The organism is Streptomyces sp. NPDC048516 (assembly GCF_043199875.1).
Classification (GTDB): Bacteria; Actinomycetota; Actinomycetes; order Streptomycetales; family Streptomycetaceae; genus Streptomyces.
In genome coordinates this window covers 166,492-190,091 of the sequence record NZ_JBICWS010000009.1, presented here as the reverse complement: position 1 = coordinate 190,091, position 23,600 = coordinate 166,492, and the positions used below count along the sequence as shown (strand labels likewise).

At 71.8% G+C, this 23,600-nt stretch carries 19 protein-coding genes and 1 pseudogene; 14 read left to right on the top strand and 6 right to left on the bottom strand.

Annotated elements, in window-relative coordinates; all coding sequences use genetic code 11:
* Positions 1–212 precede the first annotated feature (212 nt).
* Complete coding sequence (locus ACGFR7_RS19925) at positions 213–1,382, top strand: acyl-CoA dehydrogenase family protein (protein ID WP_393320656.1); 1,170 nt, start codon at positions 213–215, stop codon at positions 1,380–1,382.
* Positions 1,382–2,377, top strand: coding sequence for an acyl-CoA dehydrogenase family protein (locus ACGFR7_RS19920; protein ID WP_393320653.1), 996 nt, complete (start codon positions 1,382–1,384; stop codon positions 2,375–2,377). Before ACGFR7_RS19925 ends, ACGFR7_RS19920 begins: the two co-directional genes overlap by 1 nt.
* A gap of 91 nt (positions 2,378–2,468) precedes the next feature.
* Here the strand turns inward: ACGFR7_RS19920 and ACGFR7_RS19915 are convergent, their stop codons facing one another.
* Positions 2,469–3,074, bottom strand: coding sequence for a PadR family transcriptional regulator (locus ACGFR7_RS19915; protein ID WP_393320650.1), 606 nt, complete (start codon positions 3,072–3,074; stop codon positions 2,469–2,471).
* Between the two features lie 277 nt (positions 3,075–3,351).
* Here ACGFR7_RS19915 and ACGFR7_RS19910 point away from each other — a divergent pair, with 277 nt between their 5' ends.
* Positions 3,352–5,583: an FUSC family protein gene (locus tag ACGFR7_RS19910; protein ID WP_393320647.1), complete on the top strand. Its 2,232-nt coding sequence runs from the start codon at positions 3,352–3,354 to the stop codon at positions 5,581–5,583.
* A 54-nt stretch (positions 5,584–5,637) separates the two neighbouring features.
* Here ACGFR7_RS19910 and ACGFR7_RS19905 read toward each other — a convergent pair.
* A pseudogene (locus ACGFR7_RS19905) lies at positions 5,638–6,177 on the bottom strand (PP2C family protein-serine/threonine phosphatase); the annotation flags it as partial.
* A gap of 397 nt (positions 6,178–6,574) precedes the next feature.
* Between ACGFR7_RS19905 and ACGFR7_RS19900 the strand changes: the two are divergent.
* Positions 6,575–9,154 carry an ATP-dependent Clp protease ATP-binding subunit gene (locus ACGFR7_RS19900; RefSeq protein WP_393320644.1) on the top strand — a complete coding sequence of 860 codons (2,580 nt, stop codon included), beginning with the start codon at positions 6,575–6,577 and terminating at the stop codon, positions 9,152–9,154.
* Entirely contained in the window at positions 9,132–9,629 is a 498-nt protein-coding gene (locus ACGFR7_RS19895) for a DUF6328 family protein (protein WP_393320641.1), read from the top strand. Before ACGFR7_RS19900 ends, ACGFR7_RS19895 begins: the two co-directional genes overlap by 23 nt.
* A 239-nt stretch (positions 9,630–9,868) precedes the next feature.
* Here the strand turns inward: ACGFR7_RS19895 and ACGFR7_RS19890 are convergent, their stop codons facing one another.
* On the bottom strand, positions 9,869–10,858 hold the full coding sequence (locus ACGFR7_RS19890; RefSeq protein ID WP_393320638.1) for a hypothetical protein: 990 nt from the start codon (positions 10,856–10,858) through the stop codon (positions 9,869–9,871).
* A gap of 494 nt (positions 10,859–11,352) precedes the next feature.
* On the opposite strand from ACGFR7_RS19890, the gene ACGFR7_RS19885 reads away from it, so the two are divergent.
* The gene (locus tag ACGFR7_RS19885) at positions 11,353–11,544 is read left to right on the top strand and encodes a DUF6381 family protein (RefSeq protein WP_393320635.1); all 192 of its coding nucleotides are present in this window, start codon (positions 11,353–11,355) and stop codon (positions 11,542–11,544) included.
* Positions 11,545–11,670: 126 nt separating this feature from the next.
* Positions 11,671–12,567 (top strand): DNA/RNA non-specific endonuclease, encoded by an 897-nt coding sequence (locus tag ACGFR7_RS19880; RefSeq protein ID WP_393320632.1) that lies wholly within the window; start codon positions 11,671–11,673, stop codon positions 12,565–12,567.
* A 54-nt stretch (positions 12,568–12,621) separates the two neighbouring features.
* On the opposite strand, the gene ACGFR7_RS19875 is transcribed toward ACGFR7_RS19880, so the two are convergent.
* From ACGFR7_RS19875 to ACGFR7_RS19865, 3 genes are all read right to left on the bottom strand, one after another.
* A complete protein-coding gene (locus ACGFR7_RS19875; RefSeq protein ID WP_393320629.1) occupies positions 12,622–13,647 on the bottom strand; it encodes an ABC transporter substrate-binding protein in 1,026 nt (341 codons plus the stop codon).
* Positions 13,648–13,806: 159 nt separating this feature from the next.
* Positions 13,807–14,679, bottom strand: a complete 873-nt coding sequence (locus ACGFR7_RS19870; protein ID WP_393320626.1) for an ABC transporter permease — start codon at positions 14,677–14,679, stop codon at positions 13,807–13,809.
* Positions 14,669–15,484 carry an ABC transporter ATP-binding protein gene (locus tag ACGFR7_RS19865; protein ID WP_393320624.1) on the bottom strand — a complete coding sequence of 272 codons (816 nt, stop codon included), beginning with the start codon at positions 15,482–15,484 and terminating at the stop codon, positions 14,669–14,671. Before ACGFR7_RS19865 ends, ACGFR7_RS19870 begins: the two co-directional genes overlap by 11 nt.
* 228 nt (positions 15,485–15,712) lie before the next feature.
* On the opposite strand from ACGFR7_RS19865, the gene ACGFR7_RS19860 reads away from it, so the two are divergent.
* The 7 genes from ACGFR7_RS19860 to aspA all read left to right on the top strand — a co-directional run bounded on the left by ACGFR7_RS19860 (position 15,713) and on the right by aspA (position 23,586).
* Positions 15,713–17,389: an ATP-binding protein gene (locus tag ACGFR7_RS19860; RefSeq protein ID WP_393320621.1), complete on the top strand. Its 1,677-nt coding sequence runs from the start codon at positions 15,713–15,715 to the stop codon at positions 17,387–17,389.
* 169 nt (positions 17,390–17,558) lie between these two features.
* Positions 17,559–18,251 (top strand): response regulator, encoded by a 693-nt coding sequence (locus ACGFR7_RS19855; RefSeq protein ID WP_393320618.1) that lies wholly within the window; start codon positions 17,559–17,561, stop codon positions 18,249–18,251.
* 16 nt (positions 18,252–18,267) lie between these two features.
* The gene (locus ACGFR7_RS19850) at positions 18,268–18,606 is read left to right on the top strand and encodes a hypothetical protein (RefSeq protein WP_393320615.1); all 339 of its coding nucleotides are present in this window, start codon (positions 18,268–18,270) and stop codon (positions 18,604–18,606) included.
* 96 nt (positions 18,607–18,702) lie between these two features.
* A complete protein-coding gene (locus ACGFR7_RS19845; protein WP_393320612.1) occupies positions 18,703–19,440 on the top strand; it encodes a FadR/GntR family transcriptional regulator in 738 nt (245 codons plus the stop codon).
* Positions 19,437–21,053 carry an amino acid permease gene (locus ACGFR7_RS19840; protein WP_393320610.1) on the top strand — a complete coding sequence of 539 codons (1,617 nt, stop codon included), beginning with the start codon at positions 19,437–19,439 and terminating at the stop codon, positions 21,051–21,053. Before ACGFR7_RS19845 ends, ACGFR7_RS19840 begins: the two co-directional genes overlap by 4 nt.
* Positions 21,054–21,055: 2 nt before the next feature.
* Positions 21,056–22,090, top strand: coding sequence for an asparaginase (locus ACGFR7_RS19835; RefSeq protein ID WP_393320607.1), 1,035 nt, complete (start codon positions 21,056–21,058; stop codon positions 22,088–22,090).
* Between the two features lie 74 nt (positions 22,091–22,164).
* Positions 22,165–23,586, top strand: a complete 1,422-nt coding sequence (gene aspA / locus ACGFR7_RS19830; RefSeq protein WP_393320604.1) for an aspartate ammonia-lyase — start codon at positions 22,165–22,167, stop codon at positions 23,584–23,586.
* Positions 23,587–23,600 lie beyond the last annotated feature (14 nt).

Here is a 23,600-nt window from a genome sequence, read left to right as displayed (position 1 = left end):
CCTCTTCCCGCAGTCCGCTGCGGATTCCGGGCCAGGGCTCCCCACGGGAACGGGCCTCGACGCCACTCTGCCGGTACGTTAATCTACCAAACACTTGTTAGGGAAGCGCTTGTCAGGGAAGGAGGGCGGATGCCCGCTGCCCACCACGACGCACTCCCGAGCGGTACTCCGCGGGGGCCTCGTGCGGCCGTCGCCCGGGAGGCGGGGGCCTGATGGACCTCGACATCACCGCCGCGGACGAGGCGTTCCGGGCCGAGGCCCGCGACTGGCTCACCGCACAGGTGCCCGCCGTTCCGCTGCCGTCACTGGAGACCGCGGAGGGGTTCGCCGCCCACCGGGAGTGGGAGCGCAGACTCGCCGCGGACCGCTGGTCGGTGGTCTCCTGGCCCGAGGAGTACGGCGGCAGGGGCGCTTCGCTCCTGCAGTGGCTGCTCTTCGAGGAGGAGTACTACGCGGCCGGCGCCCCCGGGCGGGTCGGCCAGAACGGCATCAGCCTCCTCGCGCCCACCCTCTTCGAGCACGGCACCGACGAGCAACGCGCCCGCGTCCTCGGCCCCATGGCGCGCGGCGAGGTCATCTGGGCGCAGGCCTGGTCGGAGCCCGAGTCGGGGTCGGATCTGGCGTCGCTGCGCTCGACCGCCGTACGGACCGGCGGCGGCTGGCTGCTGAACGGGCAGAAGACCTGGTCGTCCCGGGCCGCCTTCGCCGACCGCGCCTTCGGGCTGTTCCGCAGCGCCCCGGACGCGCCCCGGCCGCATCAGGGACTCAGCTATCTGATGTTCCCGCTGGACGCGCCAGGCGTGACGGTGCGCCCCCTGGGCCGCCTGGACGGCAAGCCGGCCTTCGCCGAACTCTTCCTCGATGAGGTCTTCGTGCCGGATACCGACGTCATCGGCGAGCCGGGCCGGGGATGGCAGGTCGCCATGAGCACCGCCGGCAACGAACGCGGCCTCACGCTCCGCAGCCCTGGCCGCTTCACCGCGGCCGCCGAACGGCTGGCCGCGCTGTGGCGCGAGGCCCACGGGACGGCCGGCCCGGCGCTCGGCGAGCGGGTGGCCGACGCGCTGATCGGCGCCAGGGCATATCAGCTCTTCGCCTACGCCCACGCCTCCCGGCTCGCCGCCGGCGAGTCGATCGGCGCCGAGTCGAGCCTGAACAAGGTCTTCTGGTCCGAACTCGACGTCACCCTGCACGAGACCGCCCTGGACCTGCTCGGCCCGTACGGCATGCTCGCCGACGACGCCGACGAGGCGCCCGCGCACGGGAGTTGGGCCGAGGGGTACACCTTCTCCCTGGCCGGGCCGATCTATGCCGGCACCAACGAGATCCAGCGCGACATCATCGCCGAGCGGCTGCTCGGTCTGCCGAAGGGACGCCGCTGATGCGCTTCCTTGCGACCGCCGAGCAGCGGGAGTTCGCCCGTACGCTGGACGCCCTGCTGGGGACGTGCGGCACCCCGGCCGTGGCACGGGCCTGGGCGGCCGGGGAGCACAAGCCGGGCCGTGACCTGTGGGCGCGGATCGCGGCGGCGGGCGTGTTCGCGCTCGCCGTGGCGGAGCGGCACGGCGGGCTGGGGCCGCTCCCGGTCGAACTTGCTCTGTCCTTCGTGGAGTTGGGGCGACACGTCGTACCGGGGCCGCTGGCGGAGACGGTGGCCGCGGCCGCGTTCCTGGAACGTCTCGGCGGGAGTGCCGCGGCGGGGGACTTGGCGGAGGACCTGCTGCCGCGGATCGCCGCGGGCGATGCCGTCGTGAGCCTGTGCGCCCAGGGCCCGTACGCCGTGGACGCCGATGCCGCCGACGCCGTCCTCGTCGTCGAGGGTGACACGGTGCGCCGTACGGTCGCCCACGGACCCGTACAGACCTCGCTCGATCCCGCCCGGCGGCTGGCCCGCCCGCTCGGCGGCGGCCTCCTGGCGAAGGGCCCCGCGGTGGCCGCGGCCGCCGCACACGCCGTCGATGCCGCGCGGCTCGTCACCGCCGCGCAGTCCCTCGGCCTCGGCCGGGCGCTGCTGGCCGCGACGGTGTCCTACGCCAGGCAACGCACCCAGTTCCACCGGCCCATCGGCTCGTTCCAGGCGGTCAAACACCGGCTGGCGGACACCCTGCTCGGGCTGGAGTTCGCCCAGCCGCTGGTGTACGCAGCGGCCCTTGCGGTGGCGGCGGGTGTCCCGTCGGCCGGCCGGGAGGTGGCGGCGGCGAAGGTCGCGGCGGGGGAGGCCGCCCATGCCGCGGCCCGTACGGCACTTCAGGTGCACGGCGCCGTCGGTTACACGGCGGAACTGGACCTCTCACTGTGGATCCGCAAGGCCCGCCCGCTGCGGGACGCCTGGGGAACCCCGGCCGAGTGCCGCGCGTGCGTCCTGGCAGCCTCCTGACGCCGCGGACCGACGCCGTGGACCGACGCCGCGAAGGGGGCGTCCTCGCCGGCCTGCCAGGCGTCCTGCCGGGTGTCCTGCGGGTTCGCCCCTACGGGAGCCTGCGGTCCCGCTCCTCCAGGTCGGCCAGCATGGCGTCGGCCAGATCCCGCTCGGCGGTGTAGTACCGCTCCGACCACTTCATCACGAGGGAGGGGTAGGACCGGGCCTCTTCGGGGCGGGTATCCGCCCCGTCCACCTCGGCACGCCGGCGCATCGCCTCCGCGTACTCCCGGTGACGGCCCAGCACTTCACGCATCCGGTCACCCTCCAGCAGATGACCGAGCCACAGCCGCAGCATCACCCCGTGCTTGAGGACCGGAGGTTCCACCGGAGCCTCACGCACCCAGTGGCGGACCGCCGCCATCCCCTCGTCGGTGATCACATAGACCCGCTTGTCGCGGGTGCCGGTCTCCTGGGCGACCATCCGGGAGCTGGCGTAACCGGCCTTCTCCAGGCGCTTCAGCTCGCCGTAGATCTGGCTGAACGACGGGCTCCAGTAGAAGAAGTGCAGCGACCGGTCCGACCGCTTCTTCAGGTCGTAGCCGGACAGTTCCTCACCGAAGGAGAGCAGGCCCAGCACCGCCCAGCCGGTGGCCGGCAGTGCAGGTCGCTCCGCATCGCCGGCGCTCACGGCGCCCGCCTTCTTCTCCGTCACGTCCCGCAGTGTACGGTCCGCGTCCGCGCCTGCCCGACCAGGACATCGCCAACTCCCCTCCCCCGCCCCCGCATTCCCGGCGCCCGTGTCCCTCCCGCGAGAGGTATTCCTTGGGGACACCCGGCATGCCCGGCGTCCTCTCCCCACCCGGTCCGACGAGTGCCGCGAGGTCCCGCGGCCGGCCGGGCCGCCGCGGCGCGCGGAGAACCGCGGGCCGTCCACGCGAGGCGGCCGGCTGTGCGGTGCGGACCGCGAGCCGCTGGCCAATAGTGGAAAGGTGAGCCGGCTACAGGGAACCTCCCCGCGGTCCGGGCCGCGGCCGTCGGCCGGCGGGCCCGTCGGGATGGTGCGGCGCAGACTGCGCTACCTGCTGGAACACGGACGGCACGGCCTCCGTGAACACCGCTGTGTGGTCGGCAACGCGCTCCGGGTGACGGTGGCCTCGTGCGTGGCCTTCTACCTCTGCCGCTACGCCCTCGGTCTGACCGTGATGTCCGTCTACGCCACGTTCACCGTGGTGTCGCTCGGCGTGCTCGCCCGGATCCCGGGGTCCGGGCGCCAGCGCGCCACGACCGTGCTCATGGCACTCCCCGCCGGGCTGGCCCTCATCACCCTGGGCACGCTGCTCGCCGTGCAGACGTGGGCCGCCGTCCTCGGCATGCTCGTCGTCGGATTCCTGGTGGCGTACGCGGGCACCACCGGACCACAGATCGCCGGGGCCGCCCCCGGGATGCAACTGCTCTACATCCTGCCGTGTTTCCCGCCCTACGCCCCGGACGCTCTCGGCCAGCGGCTGTCCGGCTTCCTGGTGGGCGCGGTCCTGCTCGCGCTGGCCCAGCGCTTTCTGGTGCCCGAACCGGACACCCCGCCGTTCCGCCGCCTGCTGGCCGACGCGGCCGACGCCGCGGCGCGCCTGGCGGACCATCACGGCGGTCCGCTGCCCGTGCAGGCGCTTGCCCAGGCGCACCGGACCGGGGACGCGCTGCGCCCGTCCCGGGTGCCGCCGGCCGACCTGCCCGCCTCCCCCACCCTCGCCCACAAGGCCATGGCGCATGCGACCGAGGCGGTCCGTACGCTGCTGTCCCGGCTGGAGGCCCTGCACGCCTCGGTCGGGCCGCAGTACGTCTACCACGCGGAGACGGTGGTACTGCTCCAGGACATCAGCGACGCAGCCCGCGCGGCGGCACAGGCGCTGCGGCGGGGCAAACGGCTGCGGCCCGGTGAGGGTCCGTCCGCCGCCGTCCTGCAGAGCGAGCTGGCTCCGGTGCGGGCCCACCGGGCCGTGGACGCACTGCAGCGGCTGAGCGCCGACGACCGGCTGGTCTATCTGCGCCGCCGGTCCCTGGTGGTGCAGGCCGCCGACACCGCTGTCGTCCTCGCCCTGGCCACCCGGCTGCTGCTGGGCGACCGGTCCGTCGAACGGAGCCCCGCCGGGCACACCTTCTCCTATGCGCAGGCGCGCCTCCACGAGCTGTGGTGGCAGCGGCTGACCACGCACCTCACCCCCCGCTCGGTGATCTTCCAGAACGCCTGCCGGTTCGCGCTCGGCCTGGCCGCCGCGCGGGCCGTCGCCGGGCTCCTCGATCTGCAGCACGGCTTCTGGGTGCTGCTGGCCACGCTCACGCTCACCCGTACCACCAGCCTGGAGACCTGGTCCGCGGTCCGCCAGGCGCTGGCCGGCACCCTGGTCGGCGCGGTGCTGGCCGGCGGGCTGCTGGCGCTGGTCCACGACCGGGACACGGTGTACGCCGTCGCGCTGCCGGTGGTGATGCTGGTGGCGTTCATCGCGGGGCCGCTGCGCGGGCTGGCCTGGGCGCAGGGCGGGTTCACGCTGGTCGTGGCCACGCTGTTCGCACAGGTCTCCCCCGTCACCTGGCAGCTGGCCCCGGTCCGGCTGGTGGACGTGCTCGTCGGCAGCCTCATCGGACTGGCCTGCGGGCTGGTGGCCTGGCCGCGGGGCGCGGGCCGCGAGGTGCGCCGCAGCATGGCAGGACTGTGCTCGGCCATCGCCGACTCCATCGGGTACACCACCGCACGGGTCGTCGACCACTCCGGCAGCGCGGACTGCCTCCAGCTCAACCGGGCCCTCGTCCTCGCACAGGAGAGCCTGGCCCAGTACCACTGCGAGCTGCGGGACGAGAGCGCCGGGCAGCCGGACTGGCCCTCGGTGCTGGTTGCCGGGGCGGAGGCACGGCGCGGCGAACGGCTGCTGCCCGGCCGGCCGGGGCGGATCGCTCCGCAGGAGGTCATCGCCTGGCTGCGCCGCGAGGCCGACCGGACGGCGGCCGACTACCGGTCCCTCGCCCGGCATCTGCACGCGGACGGCGAGGTGCCCCGGGCGGGCGCCCGGCCGCTCGACATCCGCACCCTGCTGGCGGTGGCCCCGGCCGTCCCGCGCCACTGCCCGGACCGGGAGGCCCACGCGCTCTCGGCCGCGCTGCTCCTCGACTCGGTGATCTGGCTCGATGCGCTCACCGCCGATCTGGACCGGATCCACCAGGAGATGTGACGCCGCACCGTCACGGGAGAGGTGACACCGCACCGTCGCACTGCCGGCACCGGCTCACCGCGTACCGGGCGGCTGCCACTCCAGGAGCAGGATCGTGGCGTCGTCACTCAGCCCGCCGTGCCGGCTCTCCAGAATGACGTGGATCAGCTGGCGGAGCGCTTCCGAGGCGAGCTCACCGACCGCGGTGGCCCGGATGATGGAGTCGGTGAACCCCGCCAGGCCGAAGCGGCCGCCACCGGCCGTGCGGGCCTCGGTCACCCCGTCGGTGTACAGCAGCACCCGGTCCCCCGGCTCCAGGGCCTCCCGGTGGACCGTGCGCGGGGCTTCGGCGAGCATGGCGGGCATGCCCATCGGAGGTTCGCTCGGACTCTCCAGCGCCTTGTGCACCTGGTGGTCGCGGATCAGCAAGGGCGGCGGATGGCCGCAGTTGCACCAGGTCAGCACCCCGCTGGTGAGATGCGGCCGGGCGGCGGTGCCGGTGCAGTACTGCTCGGGCAGCCACTCGGCGAGCACCGCGTCCACGGTCTTGACGAGTTCCGGCAGGGCGGCGCCCATCCGGCGGGCGCTGCGGCAGCCGGCCATGGCGATCGACGTGGGGGCGCGGTAGGGACGGCGGTCAGGAACTCCTGCAGCAGATGCTCGCCGTCACCGGCCGGAACACTCTCCACGGCCATCCGCGCGTCCCTCCGAACACCGTGCATCGTCATGAGCACTGCGAGCCAAGTGTGTTCCGGTTGCCCGCGCCGTCCGGAAGCGCCATACGGTCCAACAGCCCGCTCGCGCGCGAAACGCCGCCGGACGCGGGTTCCCGGCTCCGGTCCGCCCGGGTGCGGATGGGGTGGCGGACCCTGATCCTGAAGCAGTGGAGCCATGTGCGTGGTGTGGCGTCGCCGCTTGCGGGCACCCGCCGGGCAAGGGCACGCAGCAACCGCACAGGGAACCCGACAAGGCAGCATGTCGCGGTACCGCCGTGGCAGCGGAACGGACACGCATGAGCAATGGATTCATGGGTCCGGAGGGCTACGGCCCGGACTCGTTCGGTGACTTCCTCGCCCGCTTCTTCGGTGCCGCGCAGTCCGCGACCGGTGAGCCGGGGCAGCCCGCGCCCCGGCAGGCGGACATCGCGCGCATGATGAGCGGCCCCGCCCGGGACCTGGTGACCTCCGCAGCGGCTTACGCCGCCGAGCACGGCAGTCCGGAACTCGGCACCGAGCACCTTCTGCGGGCCGCCCTCGCCGCCGAACCGACCCGCACCCTGCTGCAGCAGGCGGGGACCGACCCCGACGCGCTGGCGGCCGAGATCGACAGCAGCGCCGGTTCGGGGCCGAAGCAGTCCAGCGTCGCCGTGACCCCCGCGGTCAAGCGGGCCCTGCTGGGCGCGCACGACCTGGCGCGGGACAACGGCGCCTCGTACATCGGCCCGGAGCACGTCCTGGACGCGCTGGCGGCCAATATGGACTCGGCAGCGGGGCGCATTCTGAACCTCGCCCACTTCGATCCGCAGGCCGCCCCGCAGAGCGGCCACGGGGCCCCGCACGCGGCCCCCGAGCACGGCACCCCGCCGAAGCACGACACACCGACCCTGGACAAGTTCAGCCGCGATCTGACCGACCTGGCCCGGGCGGGCCGGATCGACCCGGTCATCGGCCGCGAGGACCAGATCGAGCAGACCATCGAGGTGCTGTCCCGCCGGGGGAAGAACAACCCGGTGCTGGTCGGCGACGCGGGAGTGGGCAAGACGGCGATCGTCGAGGGCCTGGCCCAGCGCCTCGCCGACGGCGACGTCCCCGAGAACCTGTCGGGCCGGCGCGTCGTCGCCCTGGACCTGACGTCCGTGCTCGCCGGCACCCGCTACCGCGGTGACTTCGAGGAGCGGATGAACGCCATCATCGAGGAGGTCCGCGCGCACCCCGACTCGCTGATCGTCTTCATCGACGAGCTGCACACGGTCGTCGGCGCCGGCGGCGGCAGCGGGGACGGGGGTTCCCTGGAGGCGAGCAACATGCTCAAGCCCGCCCTGGCCCGCGGCGAGATGCATGTCATCGGCGCCACCACCCTGGAGGAGTACCGGCGCAACATCGAGAAGGACGCCGCGCTCGCCCGCCGCTTCCAGCCCATCCTGGTGCCCGAGCCGGATGTCGCCGACACCGTGGAGATCCTGCGCGGGCTGCAGGACCGCTACGAAGCGCATCACCAGGTCCGCTACACCAACGAGGCGCTGCTGGCGGCGGTCGAGCTCTCGGACCGCTACATCGCCCACCGCTTCCTGCCCGACAAGGCGATCGACCTGCTCGACCAGGCGGGCGCACGGGTCCGGCTCCGCTCGGGAGCCAAGGCCACCGACGTCCGCGATCTGGAACGCGAGCGGGAGCAAGTGGTGCGGGACAAGGACCAGGCGGTCGCGGCCGAACAGTACGAACGGGCCACCGAGCTGCGTGACCGGGTCGCCGCCCTCACCGCGCGGATCGAGGCCGGCCGGGGCGAGCCGCCGACCGACCGCCGGATCGTGCAGGTCACCGCCGAGGACATCGCCGAGATCGTGTCGCGGCAGACCGGTGTGCCGGTGAGCAGTCTGACCCAGGAGGAGAAGGAGCTGCTGCTCGGCCTGGAGGAGCGGCTGCACACCCGGGTGATCGGCCAGGACGACGCGGTCACGGCCGTCTCCGAGGCGATCCTGCGGTCCCGGGCCGGGCTCTCCGACCCCGACCGCCCCATCGGCAGCTTCCTCTTCCTCGGCCCGACGGGTGTGGGCAAGACCGAGCTGGCCCGCGCGCTCGCCGAGGCGCTGTTCGGCAGCGAGGAGCGGATGGTGCGCCTGGACATGAGCGAGTATCAGGAGCGGCACACGGTCAGCCGGCTGGTCGGCGCTCCCCCGGGATACATCGGCCACGAGGACGCGGGCCAGCTGACCGAGGCGGTGCGCCACCACCCGTACGCGCTGCTGCTGCTCGACGAGGTCGAAAAGGCGCACCCCGACGTCTTCAACATCCTGCTGCAGGTCCTCGACGACGGGCATCTGACCGACTCCCAGGGCCGCCGGGTCGACTTCAAGAACACCGTCATCGTGATGACGAGCAACCTCGGCTCCGAGGCGCTGAGCGGCGGCCGCGGTGTGCTCGGCTTCGGCCCGGACGTCACGGGGACGGAGGCGGGCGACGGCGCGCGGGAACGGGCGCTGGGATCGCTGCGCGAACACTTCCGCCCGGAATTCCTCAACCGGCTCGACGAGATCATCGTCTTCCGCCGGCTCACCGACGACCAGCTGCGGCAGATCACCGGCCTGCTGCTGGACGGGACCACCCGCAGGCTGCGCGCCCAGGACATCTCGATCGACTTCACCCCCGGTGCCGTGGACTGGCTCACCCACCGCGGCCACCAGCCCGAATACGGCGCCAGGCCGCTGCGGCGCACCATCCAGCGCGAGGTCGACAACGCGCTCTCGCGGCTGTTGCTGGACGGCGCGCTGTCTCAGGGCGGCGCCGTGCGTGTGGAGGTGAAGGACAGCGAGCTGGTGTTCCATACCGACGAGAAGCAGCAGGGGGGTCCGGGTGGCGCCGCTGGGTCCGCGTGACACCTCCCAGGGGCGCCATGAGTCGCCGGAGGAGCGGGCCGACCGGCGGTGGAACGAACTTCTGCAGGAGGTCCGGGTCATCCAGACCGGTGTGCAGATCCTCTTCGCGTTCCTGCTCACCGTCGTCTTCACCCCGCGCTTCGCCACGCTGGAGCCGACGGACAAGATCATCTACGTGGTGACGGTCCTGCTGGGGGCGGCCACGACCGGCGCGCTGATCGGTACGGTGACCTTTCACCGGCTGGTCACCGGGCACCGGCTGAAGCCTGAGACGGTCCTGTGGGCCTCCCGCCTGGCCGTGCTGGGGATCGTTCTCCTGCTGGGGACGGTCACCTCCGCGCTGCTGCTGATCCTGCGCATCGCGCTGCACAACTCCGCCGTCCCCTGGGTCGTCACCGGGCTGGTCGCCTGGTTCGTGGTCTGCTGGTTCGTGCTGCCCGCCTGGGTCCTGCGCCACTATTCGGCCAAGGAATGACCCCCTACCGGTCCGGGGACCGACCAGGGCACACACCCGCCGGCCGGCCTGCGCCGGAGGAGGGAAGGGCCCGCCCCGGTCGGTCCGGCGCCGCAGGAATCTCCGGCTCGGCCACCACCCGAGGCACCCGCGGCCCTGCACGCCAACGGCCGCGCACGCCAACGGCCGCCAAGGGCGCGGGCCGAGACCCTGACCTGGGTCTCGGCCCGCGCCCTTGGCGGCCGTTGCGCCGTTGCCCGTCAGGCGCGCGCGGCGGCCGGACCCACCCGGCGCGGGCGGTAGAGCAGCGCCGCGCCCGCAAGTGCGGCGCTGACGACTGCCAGCCCCACTGCCAGCAGCTCGGGCCACATGCCCGCCTCTCCCAGACCACTGCCCAGGGGAGACAGGACACCGGCCCGGGACAGCGCATGCAGGGCGATGATGATCATGGCCGCGGCGGCGCTCACCGTCCAGACCAGGGCGGTGTCGCGCATCGCCAGCCAGCCGGCCAGCAGCAGGTACACGACGGCGATGGCCATGGAGAGCCCGGCGGCCGCCTGGGCGCCCTGCAGGTGCGACGCGTGCACCGGCAGATGGCTCAGACCGCACAGCGCCAGGGCAGCGGCCGCGGGCCAGCGCAGTACCGACCGCAGCACACCGGGGACCGCATAGCCCGGCTGCGGAGCCGCCTCGGCCGGCGAGGCAGCCCACGCCGGGCCGCCCTGCCGCATGGGGTCGGCGGGGTGCCGGGACCAGGGAGCGTGCTGGGGCGGCCGGCCCATCGCGGACTCGCGCTGTGCGGTGGACAGCGGCTGCCCGTTGCGGTCCAGGGGTCGGACATCGGGGTCGAGTACGTGCATGGACGCAGTGGGTTCGGGTTCGCCGTGGCCACCGGGGCCACCGGGGCCGCCGAAGCCACTGGAGCCGCCGAAGCCACTGGAGCCGCCGAAGCCACCGGGGCCGGGCGGGAAGGGATCGTCCGAGTCATGGAGACCGGCATTCCCACCCTTCGTACGGTCGAACAGCTCGATCAGCTGCGCCACCTCCTCGACGGATCGGTCGACGGCCACCGCGCGCAGCGCTTCCTGGCTCGACTCCGCCGTGTGCGGGGTGGCCCGCAGCATGTCGAAGAGCGCGGCGACCTCGCTCACCGGCCGGGAAACCACCGCCATGCGCAGGGCTTCATCGCCGGGGTTGGGAACGTCGCCGCTGCGCTTGAGCAGTTCCACCAGGGCGGCGACTTCCTCCAAGGGCCGATGGGTGACTGCCTCCCACAGAAGTGTGTGGGACGAGTTGTGCTCAGGGGGCATGGGCGGAAAGTGCTCGCCGGGTCCTGTCGATGACAGTTCGGCGTCGCCCCCACAGAGTGCTGGTTCGGATGTCATGGAGGGACTCCACTGAACGAGGGGAGCGTCAAACACCAGAAGCGCTGACACTCGGTGGACGTTGAGAGTGCTGTGCTTCAGCCAACGTCCCTTCGGTGTGCCCCCGCCATTCAGGAAGGCCATCCGGTGGAGACACGCCGCTACGCCCGGGCGCGCCGCCCCTCGGCAGTCGCCTGCCGGTGGACGTACCGGCTTCGCGAAGCTGCCGGAAAAGGGGGCGGAGCCGCCGGTGCCCCTCCGGTGAGCGCGACCGTAGCCGCCCCACCACGAGACGTGACTCTTCGAAGTGCCGACGGCCGCCGAGCCTGCTTCGCTGGTATGTGGAGCTCTCCATACATCACACCGGTGAAGGACAGATCATGAGCGCAACAGGAGAATCCCACGCACGCATCCAGCAGATGCGCGACAAGGCCCAGGAATTGCAGGCGGCCGCGGAACACACCGGCGACCCTGAGGAGCAAAAGCGGCTCCAGGAAAAGGCTCGCAGGCTCCTGTCCCAGAGTGAGCAGGAAAGCGGCATGGCCAGCGGAGACATCTACCCCGCCGAGTGAGGCCGAGCTGTCCTGCGTAAGGCCGCACCGTCCTGCGGGCGGGGCCTTACCGCAGCGCCCAGCTGTTCGAGTGGCTTCGCGGTGGGCACCGGTCAGCGGTCCGTGCCGCCGGGAAGCGGTGACCGCATGATTCCTTCCGAGCCCCCGCGGGCCGCCGGGGCCGTGACCCGGACGGTGTCCGGGCAGTCCATGGCCGGCCGTGCGGGCTACGACGAGCGCTTCCTCGGGGTGCCGGTACCGCTGCCGATCCCCGCCGGCCCCGCCGTGGAGACGGTGGTGCTGCCCTACACCCACTTCACCGTGGTGCTGCGACCGGACCGGCGGATGGCGGCGGCCACCGCGGTCTGCATCGACGGGGAGCGGCTGCTGGAGCAGGTGCCGCGGGAGTGCGACTGGCGGCCCGATCCACGGCTGGGCAAGGACCGGCAGACCGGCGAGGAGGTCTACCGGAACAACTCCCTGGACAAGGGGCATCTGGTGCGCCGGCCCGCCCCCGTGTGGGGCGAGGCCGCGGAGGCGTACCAGGCGGATGCGGACACCTTTCACTACACGAATGCCGCCCCGCAGGCGGATGTGTGCAATCGGAGCAGGCAGGTCTGGCAGGGGCTGGAGGACTACCTGCTCGCTCACGCCGCCCGGCCCGGCCGCAAGCTGGCCGTCCTCACCGGGCCCGTACTGCACGACTCGGACCCGCCCTACCGGGGCGTCCAGGTACCGCTGCGCTTCTGGAAGGTGGCGGCGTTCCTCCGGGACGGCAAGCTGGCGGCGACGGCGTACGTACTCGACCAGAGCCCGGACCTGATCTGGGACGCCGAGCGGGCCCTGGCCGGGGCGACGCCGGGGGCGCCGCCGCCCCTGGGCGCGTTCCGGACGTTCCAGGTGCCGGTGACGGATGTCGCCGAGCTCACCTCGCTGAACCTCGGCCCTCTTCCTGCCGCCGATCTGATGCCCGTCGTACGCGTCCCGGAGGACCGCTGGAAACGGCTCGCCTCACACGACGACATCGTGCTGGAGCGCCACTGAGGGACCGGGGGCTTGCCGACCCGGCCGGCCCTGACTCCGTGACGAACGCGGTGACTATTTGACGAACGCGGTGGTGTAGGTCTTCTTCAAGTCCACCGTGGCGTTCTTGAGGTTGGGGTTGAAGGCCTTCAGGACGCGTTCGACGGTGGCGGGGCCGTCGGCCGGCATCACCCCGTCTTTGGTGAACATCGGCAGGGTGTCCTTGATCGACCGGGCGTACAGTTCCTTGCCGCCCTGGGCGTAGTCGGACGGCATCTTCGCGGCGATCTGTTCGGGGGTGTGCGTGGACATCCACTTGAGGGTCTTCACGAAGGCACGGGCCAGCTTCCGTACGGTCTCCTTGTGGCTGTTCACCCAGTCGGTGTTCATGTAGAGGCTGGACGAGGGGTAGGGGCCGCCGAGCGCCTCCTTCGAGCCCTCGGGGGTGCGCATGTCGATGAGGACCTTGCCGAGCTTCTTGTCCAGGATCTGCGCCACCGTGGGATCCGTGGTCATCCCGCCCTGGATCGAGCCCTGTTGGAGGGCCGAGATGAAGGTCTGGCCGGCGCCGACCGCCACCGGGGTGAACTCGTTGGTCTGCACCCCGTTCTTCACCGCGAGGTACTTGGTCAGGAAGTCGGTGGAGGAGCCGAGGCCGGTGACGCCGAGCTTCTTGCCCCGGAAGTCCTTGGCCGAGGTGAGCTCGCCGGCCGCCTTGCCGGAGACGACCTCGACCTCGCCGGGGGCGTGCGCGAGCTGGACCACCGATTCCACCTGCTTGCCCTTGACCTGCAGATCGAGGGTGTGGTCGTAGAAGCCGACGACGCCCTGTACGTCGCCGGAGACCAGCGAGGTGGTGGCCTGCACACCGGCCGGCTCGGTCAGCAGCGTGACGTGGACGCCTTCGTCCTCGAAGTAGCCGAGCTGCTGGGTGAGTCTCGCGGGCAGATAGATGACCTTGTCGAGGCCGCCCACCATGATCTTGATCTTGCCGTTCTTGTCGTCGGAGCCGACGGCCGAGGAGCCGCCGCAGGCGGTGAGGGCGGTCAGGGCGAGGGCGGTGGCGGCCACGGCGGCCGAGATCTTCCGTGCGGTAGGCATGGTCACGTCCTTGTGAGCTGGAAGGGAAAGGCGAAGGCAGAAGGGGCAACGGGATGGGAAGGGGAAGAGGAAGGGGAAGGGGAAGGGGAAGGGGCCTGCGGGGGGAGGGCGAGGCTCGGCGGCCGTCGCCGGCGTCGTCAGCGGCCGTCGCCGGCGTAGTCAGCGGCCGTCGCCGGCGTCGGCCGGCTTCCAGCGGAAGAGGCGCCTTTCGAGGAAGGCCAGCAGCCCCTCGGCGAGCAGGGCGACGACGGCGAGGATCACCATCGCGGCGTACACACCGGCCGCGTTGAAGGTGCCCTGGGACGCCGCGACCAGCAGGCCCAGGCCCTTGGTCGCCCCGATGTACTCGCCGACGATCGCGCCGATCAGCGCGAAGCCGAAGCTGACATGCAGGCTGGTGAAGATCCACGAGGTGGCGGAGGGGATCACCACCTGCAGGGTGACCTGGCGGTTGCTCGCGCCCAGGATCCGGGAGTTGGCGACCAGATTGCGGTCGACCTCCCGGGCGCCCTGGAAGGCGTTGAAGAAGACCGGGAAGAAGACGAGGACGACGGCGGAGGCGACCTTGGAGGCCGGCCCCAGGCCGAACCAGATGAGGAAGATGGGGGCCAGGACGATGCGCGGCAGTGCGTTGAGCACCTTGATGTACGGGCCGAGCACATCGGCCAGGAAGCGGACCCGGCCGAGCGCGATCCCCAGCACCACACCCGCGATGACGCCGATCACCCAGCCGAGGAGCGCTTCGTAGAGCGTGTACCAGATCTGCTCCCACAGCGAGCCCTGCGGGGTGCCGTGCAGCGCCCACTGGCTCATCTGGTTCCAGATCCTGGAGGGCATGGCGAAGTTGAACGGGTCGATGACGGCGGCGCGGGCCAGCCACTCCCACAGTCCGATCAGTGCGACGAGCAGCAGCACCCGGGTGCCGTGGACCAGGAGCTTGTGGTGGCGCGCGGCCCGGGCCCGGGCCTGTGAGCGGTCCGTACGGCCCGCTCCGGCCGGGGACGTGACCGGAAGCGCGGTCTCAGGCGACATCCGCGGCACCCCTCTCGCGGGTGATACGGACCTCTTCGCCGAGCGAGGACCAGATCTCCCGGTAGATCTCGATGAACCGCGGCTCCAGCCGGACCGACTCGACCTTGCGGGGGCGCCGCAGATCGATCCGGAAGACCTCTTTGACGGTGGCCGGGCCCGCGGTCATGACCACCACCTTGTCGGCGAGGGCGATGGATTCCTCCAGGTCGTGGGTGACGAAGACGACGGAGGCGCCCGTCCCCGACCACAGCTCCAGCAGTTCGTCCGACATCAGCGCCCGGGTCTGCACATCGAGGGCGGAGAACGGCTCGTCCATGAGCAGGAGTTCGGGGTCGTTGACGAAGGTCGCGGCGAGGGCGACACGTTTGCGCTGCCCGCCGGAGAGCTGGTGCGGATAGCGGTCCTCGAAGGCCGCAAGACCGACCCGGGCGAGCCATTCCCGTGCCCGCGCCCTGGCCTCGGGCTTCGGTACGCCGCGGAAGCGGGGGCCGGCCATCACGTTCGACAGCACGGTGCGCCAGGGAAAGACCGCGTCCTGCTGGAAGACGAACCCGATCTTGTCCCCGATGCCGCTGACCGGCTCGCCGGCGACCAGCACGTCACCTTCCGTGGGCTCTTCCAGGCCGCTGACCAGGGTCAGCGTGGTGGACTTACCGCACCCGGTGGGGCCGACGACCGCGACGAACTCACCGCGTTCGACGACCAGATCCAGGTCCCGGACGGCCGTGTGCAGCGCCCCCGAGGGAGTCCGGAAGGCCTTGCTCGTACCCCGCAGTTCGATAGCGGGGCTCGTGTGGCTGTTCATGGGTCGGGAGGCTAGGAGTGATCCGGGCCACAGCGGCAGCCTTGTGGGCGCAAGCGGCCTTTCTGCGCGCAAACCCTGTTGTGCTCATTTTGCTCACGCTAGAACGGCTAAGTCATCACCAGGGGGTGTGCGGGCACTCACGCACGGCTTACGGTGCGGTCATGGCGAAGTAAAAATGGAAGATTCGGTTCCGCAAAGCTGCGGAGGGCCGGAGACAAGGGAGACCCGATGCGGATCCGCTGGCCCCGACGGGTCTTTGCACAGGTGCTCACCGCGCAAGTCGCCCTGACCACCGGCGTCATGGTGCTCGCCACCGGCCTGTTCCTCGCCCCGCTCAGCTCCGAGCTGGACGACCAGGCGATGCGCCGGGCGCTGTCCATCGCCCAGACCACCGCCGCAGGCCCGGACCTCGCCAGGGAGCTGGTCACCACCGAACCGGCGGCGCACGGGCCGGTGCAGGCCGAAGCGGAGCGGATCCGTACCGCGACGGGGGCGCTGTACGTCGTCGTGATGGACACCCGCGGAGTGCGCTGGTCGCACACCCACGCCGACGAGATCGGCCGGCATGTCTCCACCGACCCGAGCCGGACCCTCGCCGGGCGGCAGGTACGGCAGATCGACACCGGGACGCTCGGGCGGTCGGCGCGCGCCAAGGTGCCGCTGCGCGACGGCCGCGGCCGGATCGTCGGTGCGGTGTCGGTCGGTATCGCCTACGACAGTGTCCGGGGACGGCTGTTCGGCACCATCCCCGCGCTGCTGCGGTATGCGGGCGCGGCGCTGGCCGTCGGGGTGCTGGCCGCGGTCGCGCTCTCCCGGAGGCTGCGGCGCCGTACGCACGGGGTGGCGTTCGCCGATATCTCCGCCCTGCTCGACGAGCGGGAGGCGATGCTGCACGGCATCCGTGAGGGAGTCGTCGCCTTCGACCGGCGTGGCCGCATCCGGCTGGTCAACGACGAGGCCGCGCGACTGCTGGGCCTGGACGCGCGGGCCGCCGGCCGGGCGCTGGACGAGGTACTGCCGCCGGGACGGACGACGGATGTGCTGGCCGGGCGGGTGGACGGCGCGGATCTGCTGGCCGTCAGCGGCGGACGGGTGCTGGTCGCCAACCGGATGCCGACCCAGGACGGCGGGGCGGTGGTGACCTTGCGGGACCGCACCGAGCTGGAACTGCTGGGCCGCGAACTGGACGGCACGCAGGGGCTGCTGGACGCGCTCCGGGCCCAGGACCACGAGCACGCCAATCAACTGCACACCCTGCGCGGGCTGCTGGAACTGGGCCGGTACGAAAAGGCGGTGGAGTTCGTCAGCGAAGTGGCCAGCGCCCAGCGGGCCTCCGCGGAACAGATCGCGGAGCGGGTGCACGATCCGCTGCTGTCCGCACTGCTCGTCGGCAAGGCCGCCGTCGCTGCCGAACGCGGGGTGTCGCTGCGGGTGTCGTCCGCGACGCTGCTGCCCGATACGGTGGTCGACCCGCGCGACCTGGTGACCGTGCTGGGCAACCTCATCGACAATGCGCTGGACGCCACCGGGGAGCGCCGCTGCGACGAGCCGTTCGTCGAGGTGGAGCTGCGGGCCGAGCACACCACCGCCGTGCTGCGGGTATCGGACACGGGGCCGGGGGTGCCGCCGGAGCTACGGGAGCGGATCTTCGCCGAGGGCTGGTCCACCAAGGCCGCCCCGCCCGCCCCCGGAGCCCGGTCGTCCGCGCGCGCGGTGGCCTTCGACCGCGGCCGGGGCATCGGCCTGGCGCTGGTGCGCCGGCTCGCCGAGCGTTACGGCGGGATGGCCCGGGTGACCGCCCGCGCGGGCGGCGGTGCGGTCTTCACCGTCGTCCTCCCCGAAGCACTCGCGCGGCACGAGGACGCGCCCGGACGCCGGCTCACCGCCGCGGGGGAGCCACGGTGAAGCGCACGCGACACGACGAAAGGAGCACCACGGTGACCGGAGTGCCACGACGGCCGGAGCGCCGCGCGGAAACGGGGCACTGCACGGAAACGGGGCGCCACGAGGAAACGGGGCACCGCGAGCAAACGGGGCCGCCGGAGCGAAGACCCCTGCCGAGGGGAGCATCACGATGATCGATGTCCTGGTCGTGGACGATGACTTCCACGTCGCCGAGATCAACGCCGCGTATGTGTCCCAGGTACCCGGCTTCCGGGTCACCGGCCGTGCCCACACCGCCGCGCAGGCGCTGGCCGCCCTGGAGCGCACCCCCGCGGATCTGGTACTGCTCGACCACTATCTCCCCGACGAAACGGGCCTGGCGCTGGTGCCACGGCTGCGCCAACTCGGCCACCGCACCGACGTGATCATGGTGATGGCGGCCCGTGATGTCGCCACGGTCCAGGACGCGATGCGCTGCGGTGCGCTGCAATACCTCGTCAAACCGTTCGGCTTCTCCGGGCTGCGCGCCAAGCTCGAAGGCTATGCGGCGCTGCGCCGCACCGTGGCGGGGGTGGGGGGCCGCGGCGAGGCGGGCCAGGAGCAGGTGGACCGGATCTTCGGCGCCTTCCGGACCGCCGACTCGCCGCACACCGAACTCCCCAAAGGCCACTCGGCGGCGACCGTCGACCTGATCCGCCGGGTCCTGGACGCGGCCGGGCACCCGCTGTCCGCCCACGAGGTCGCCGAACGCGCCGGCGTCAGCCGCTCCACGGCCCAGCGCTACCTCAAACACCTCGAACGCAGCGGCCACATCACGCTCACCCTCAAATACGGCGACACCGGCCGCCCCGAACACCGCTACCGCTGGGCACACACTCACTGACGTAGGAGCCATGTCCGTGCCTACGCCTGCCGGCTACCTCGAAGTGGCGCGTACCGAGAACGACAGCTCCGTCCTGCATCGACTCGCACGAAGCCCGTACCCCTTCGTCCGGCGTGCGCTGGCCGCCAATCCGCATACGGCGCCCGACACCCTGCTGGAACTCGGCACGGCCCGGGACAGTGCCTGGAACGACAGCAGGCTCCTCCGCCTGCCGGCGGAACATCCCCGCGCGGACCGCACGGTGTTGCGAGCCCGACGTCTCGCCATGGGCGGGCGCCGCTACGACACGGTCTTCCCCATGGTCGATTTCCGTGGCAACGGGCAGCCGGGGCAGCAGACGCAGCACCGGCAGTAGCGGCGTCGTCACGAAGAGGCGCAAGGGTGGCCCCGAGGGAAATCCCCTGCGCTCCCTCTCTTGACAGCTCCCCCGGCCGGGCCTGACGATCCCGGGGTGAACCTGTCAGACAGCCAGACAGCTGGCGAGACTCCCCGCCGGATCAGCGCGATGGAAGCGGTCCTGCACCATCTGCGCGACGCCATCGAGCGGGGTGACTACGCGGTCGGGGACAAGCTCCCCTCCGAGGCGGAGCTCTGCCGTCGGCTGGAAGTGAGCAGACCCGTGCTCCGGGAGGCGCTGCGCGCACTCCAGACCATGGGGCTGACCGTCTCGCGTACCGGCAAGGGCACCTTCGTCGTCTCCGACGGCGCGGTGGCGGACCCCACCTTCGGCGACTACGCGGCGAGCGACCTCCTGGAAGTGCGCCGGCACGTCGAGATCCCGGTGGCCGGTTACGCGGCAGTGCGCCGCACGCCGGAGGATCTGGATCAGCTGAACCGTCTGCTGGAGCGGATGGAGCAGGAGACCGACACCACCGCATGGGTGGCGATGGACTCCCTCTTCCATCTCGCCGTCGCCCAGGCGGCCCGCAATCCGGTCTTTCGCCGGGTCATCGAGGAGATCCGCGATGCGCTGGCCCGCCAGTCGGCTTTCCTCAATGAGCTCGGCGGGCGGCGCGAGCAGTCGAACCGCGAGCACCGGGCGATCGTCGAGGCGCTTGTCGACAGCAGTGAGCACGACGCGGTGGAAGCCATGGCACACCACCTCGCACGCGTCGAGACGACGCTGACCACCATCGTGCGGCCACCACACCGTGCGAGCCCCTCCACGGAAGACGAGGATCACGCGTGAGCGAGCAATCCCTCCGGCAGGCGGAACGGCAGCAACGACAGGGAGCGGGGCAGGACGGCACGGAGCGGCCGTCCGGCGGGCATGTGGACGCCGGTGACGCCGGCTATCAGAAGTCCCTCACGTCCCGGCACATCAACATGATCGCGATCGGCGGGGCCATCGGCACCGGGCTCTTTCTCGGCGCCGGCGGCCGGCTCGCCGGCGCCGGGCCGTCGCTGGCGCTGGCGTACGCGGTCTGCGGTCTGTTCGCGTTCCTGGTGGTGCGCGCGCTGGGTGAGCTGGTGCTGCACCGGCCGTCCTCGGGTGCGTTCGTGTCGTACGCCCGCGAATTCCTCGGTGAGAAGGGGGCGTTCGTCGCGGGCTGGATGTACTTCCTGAACTGGGCGACCACCGGAATCGCCGACATCACGGCGGTGGCGACCTATACGCACTACTGGGGCATGTTCTCCAACGTCCCGCAGTGGGTGATCGCGCTGATCGCGCTCGCGGTCGTGCTGACCGTGAACCTCATCTCGGTGAAGATCTTCGGCGAGCTGGAATTCTGGTTCTCGATCGTCAAGGTCGGTGCGCTGGTCGTCTTCATGCTGATCGGCATCTTCCTGCTCGTCACCCGGCACCCGGTCGGCACCACCACCCCCGGCCCCTCGCTGATCGCCGACCACGGCGGGGTCTTCCCGACCGGGGCGCTGGCGATGCTGCTGGTCATCCAGGGTGTGGTGTTCGCCTACGCGTCGGTCGAGCTGGTCGGGGTCACGGCGGGCGAGACCGCGAATCCTGCGAAGGTCATGCCGAAGGCCATCAACTCCATCATGTGGCGGGTGGCGCTGTTCTACGTGGGCTCGGTGGTGCTGCTGGCGATGCTGCTGCCCTGGACCTCGTACTCGGCCGCCGAGAGCCCCTTCGTCACCGTGCTGTCCCGTGTCGGGATACCGGCCGCGGGCGGCGTGATGAACCTCGTCGTGCTCACCGCCGCGATGTCCAGCCTCAACTCCGGCCTCTACTCCACCGGGCGCATTCTGCGCTCGATGGCGATGTCCGGTTCCGCGCCGCGGTTCACCGGGGTGATGAGCCGGAGCCAGGTGCCCTACGGCGGCATCCTGCTCACCTCGGGGATCTGCGTCCTGGGCGTGGGCCTCAACTACGTCGTGCCGAGCGAGGCGTTCGAGATCGTGCTGAACTTCGCGGCGATCGGCATCCTCAGCACCTGGGCCATGATCATGGTCTGTCATCTGCTCTTCTGGCGGAAGGCCCGGGCCGGGCTGCTCGTCCGCCCCGGCTACCGGCTCCCCGGCTCGCCCTGGACCGAGAGCGTGACGCTGGCCTTCCTGGCCTTCGTCCTGGTGCTGATGTGGGCCGACGGCGGAGCCGGCCGTACCACCGTGCTGGCCCTGCCCGCGATCGTGGCCTTGCTGGTCGGCGGCTGGTTCCTGGTACGGGGCCGGGTCGGCGCCCTCCGGGACGCAGCAGCGGGCGGGAGCGGCGGGCCCGCGCCCACCGACGGCACCGGCAACACCGGCAGCAGTGGCAGCAGTGGCAGCGCCAGCAGTACTGACAGCACACGCAGCAGTGACAGCACCAATAGCACCAACAGCACGGAAAGCACCGAGAACTGATCATGAGTCAGAGCAGCACCACCCTGCCGTCGTACCGCGCCCCGGGCGAACCGCCCGTGATCCGCGAACCGGCCCACGTGCCCGTCGCCCATGTGGTGCGCGGCGGACTCGTCGAGGGTGTCCACCACGGCTCGGTCGTGGTGCTGGCGGCCGACGGGAGCGTGGAATTCCAGGCGGGCGACATCGAGGCCGCGTTCTATCCGCGCTCGGCACTCAAGCCTCTCCAGGCGGTCGGCCTGCTGCGCGCTGGGCTGCCGCCGCTGGACGACCCGTTGCTGGCCCTCGTCGCGGCCAGCCACTCCGGCGAGGAACCGCACCTGGCCGCCGCGCGGGACATCCTGGCCCTCGGCCAGCTCACCGAGGACGACCTGCGCAATGTCCCCGATCTGCCGTACGACCCCGCCGTACGGGACGAGTGGATCCGCCGCGGCCTCGGGCCCACCCGGCTCGCGCAGAACTGCTCGGGCAAGCACGCGGCCATGCTGCTGACCGCCCGCACCCGGGGCCGGCGGCTGGACGACTACCTCGACCCGGGACATCCATTGCAGCGGGAGCTCGCCGCGACCGTGGCGGACCTCACCGGCCAGGACATCGCCCACGTCACCGTCGACGGCTGCGGCGCCCCGCTGTTCTCCGTGTCCCTGCACGGTCTGGCCCGGGCCGCGGCCCGGCTGGCGACGGCCGCCCCCGGCACCGACGAGGGCAGGGTCGCCCACGCCATGCGCGAGCACCCGGCGATGGTCTCCGGCAGCGGCCGGGACGTGGCCCGCCTGGTGCGGGCGGTGCCGGGCCTGCTGGCCAAGGACGGCTTCGAGGGGGTGCAGATCGCGGCACTGCCGGACGGGCGGGCGGTCGGCGTGAAGATAGCCGACGGTGCCGACCGCGCCCGGATGCCGGTGACGGCGGCGGCCCTGGCGCACTGCGGAGTCGACCCGGCCGTCCTCGCCCCCTTCGCCGCCACACCCGTCATCGGCGGTGGCGCACCGGTCGGCACACTGCGGGCGACGGACGCGCTGGCTCCGGGAGCCGGAACCTGACACACCGTCACTTATCCCGCGCCCCCCCTGCTCTCCTCCTCCCCTCCCCCGCCTCACAAAGGACCACCTGCACCATGACTGCCGCCGGCCACCGCCGCGAACACGATCTGCTCGGCGACCGCGAGATACCCGCCCACGCGTACTGGGGCGTGCACACCCTGCGCGCCGTGGAGAACTTCCCCATCACCGGTACGCCGATCGCCACCTACCCGCACCTGATCGATGCGCTCGCCGCCGTCAAGGAGGCCGCGGCCCGCGCCAACGAGGATCTGGGGCTGCTCGATTCCGAGCGGGCCGACGCCATCGCCGCCGCCTGCCGGGAGATCCGGGACGGCGGGCAGCTGCACGACCAGTTCATCGTCGATGTCATCCAGGGCGGTGCAGGTACGTCGACGAACATGAACGCCAACGAGGTGATCGCCAACCGGGCGTTGGAGATCCTGGGGCACGACAAGGGCGACTACGGCCGGCTGCACCCCAACGAGCATGTCAACCTCAGCCAGTCGACGAACGACGTCTACCCGACGGCCGTCAATGTCGCCACGATCATCGCCGTACGGGAACTGCTCGAAGCGATGACCGTGCTGCGTGAGGCCTTCGCCGCCAAGGCCGAGGAGTTCCGCGACGTCCTCAAGATGGGGCGCACCCAGCTCCAGGACGCCGTGCCGATGACCCTGGGCCAGGAGTTCTCGGCCTACGCGGTGATGCTGGAGGAGGACCAGAGCCGGCTGGCGGAGGCCGTCCTGCTCATCCACGAGATCAACCTCGGCGCCACGGCCATCGGCACCGGCCTCAACGCCCCCCGGGGCTACGCCGAAGCGGCCCGCGAGCACCTGGCCGCCCTCACCGGCCTGCCCCTGGTCACCGCCGCCAACCTCGTCGAGGCCACCCAGGACTGCGGGGCGTTCGTCCATCTGTCGGGTGTCCTCAAGCGCGTCGCCGTCAAGCTCTCCAAGAGCTGCAACGATCTGCGGCTGCTCTCCTCCGGACCGCGGGCGGGCCTCGCGGAGATCAACCTGCCGCCGGTGCAGGCCGGTTCGAGCATCATGCCCGGCAAGGTCAACCCGGTGATCCCCGAGGTCGTCAACCAGGTCGCCTTCGAGGTCATCGGCAACGACGTCACCATCACCATGGCCGCCGAGGCGGGCCAGCTCCAGCTCAACGCCTTCGAGCCGGTGATCCTGCACTCCCTCTCGGAGAGCATCACCCACCTGGGGGCCGCCTGCCGCACCCTCGCCGAGCGCTGCGTCGCGGGCATCACCGCCAACACCGAGACGCTGCGCGCAAGCGTGGAGAACTCCATCGGGCTGGTCACCGCGCTCAACCCGCACATCGGCTACACCGCGGCCACCGCGATCGCCAAGGAAGCGCTCGCCACCGGGCGCGGCGTCGCCGAACTGGTCCTGGAGCAGGGGCTGCTCCCGGCCGACCGGCTCGCCGCCCTGCTGCGCCCGGAGGAGATCGCCGGCACGGGCAGGGAGGCGGCCGGCGTCTGAGCCCTCGCCGTACC

What these genes read in the sequence shown, in the direction of transcription:
- ACGFR7_RS19925 (WP_393320656.1), top strand. Translation starts at nt 213, where the DNA reads ATGGACCTCGACATCACCGCCGCGGACGAGGCGTTCCGGGCCGAGGCC.
- ACGFR7_RS19920 (WP_393320653.1), top strand. Translation starts at nt 1,382, where the DNA reads ATGCGCTTCCTTGCGACCGCCGAGCAGCGGGAGTTCGCCCGTACGCTG.
- ACGFR7_RS19900 (WP_393320644.1), top strand. Translation starts at nt 6,575, where the DNA reads ATGAGCAATGGATTCATGGGTCCGGAGGGCTACGGCCCGGACTCGTTC.
- ACGFR7_RS19885 (WP_393320635.1), top strand. Translation starts at nt 11,353, where the DNA reads ATGAGCGCAACAGGAGAATCCCACGCACGCATCCAGCAGATGCGCGAC.
- ACGFR7_RS19880 (WP_393320632.1), top strand. Translation starts at nt 11,671, where the DNA reads ATGATTCCTTCCGAGCCCCCGCGGGCCGCCGGGGCCGTGACCCGGACG.
- ACGFR7_RS19875 (WP_393320629.1), bottom strand. Translation starts at nt 13,647, where the DNA reads ATGCCTACCGCACGGAAGATCTCGGCCGCCGTGGCCGCCACCGCCCTC.
- ACGFR7_RS19870 (WP_393320626.1), bottom strand. Translation starts at nt 14,679, where the DNA reads ATGTCGCCTGAGACCGCGCTTCCGGTCACGTCCCCGGCCGGAGCGGGC.
- ACGFR7_RS19865 (WP_393320624.1), bottom strand. Translation starts at nt 15,484, where the DNA reads ATGAACAGCCACACGAGCCCCGCTATCGAACTGCGGGGTACGAGCAAG.
- ACGFR7_RS19860 (WP_393320621.1), top strand. Translation starts at nt 15,713, where the DNA reads ATGCGGATCCGCTGGCCCCGACGGGTCTTTGCACAGGTGCTCACCGCG.
- ACGFR7_RS19855 (WP_393320618.1), top strand. Translation starts at nt 17,559, where the DNA reads ATGATCGATGTCCTGGTCGTGGACGATGACTTCCACGTCGCCGAGATC.
- ACGFR7_RS19835 (WP_393320607.1), top strand. Translation starts at nt 21,056, where the DNA reads ATGAGTCAGAGCAGCACCACCCTGCCGTCGTACCGCGCCCCGGGCGAA.
- aspA (WP_393320604.1), top strand. Translation starts at nt 22,165, where the DNA reads ATGACTGCCGCCGGCCACCGCCGCGAACACGATCTGCTCGGCGACCGC.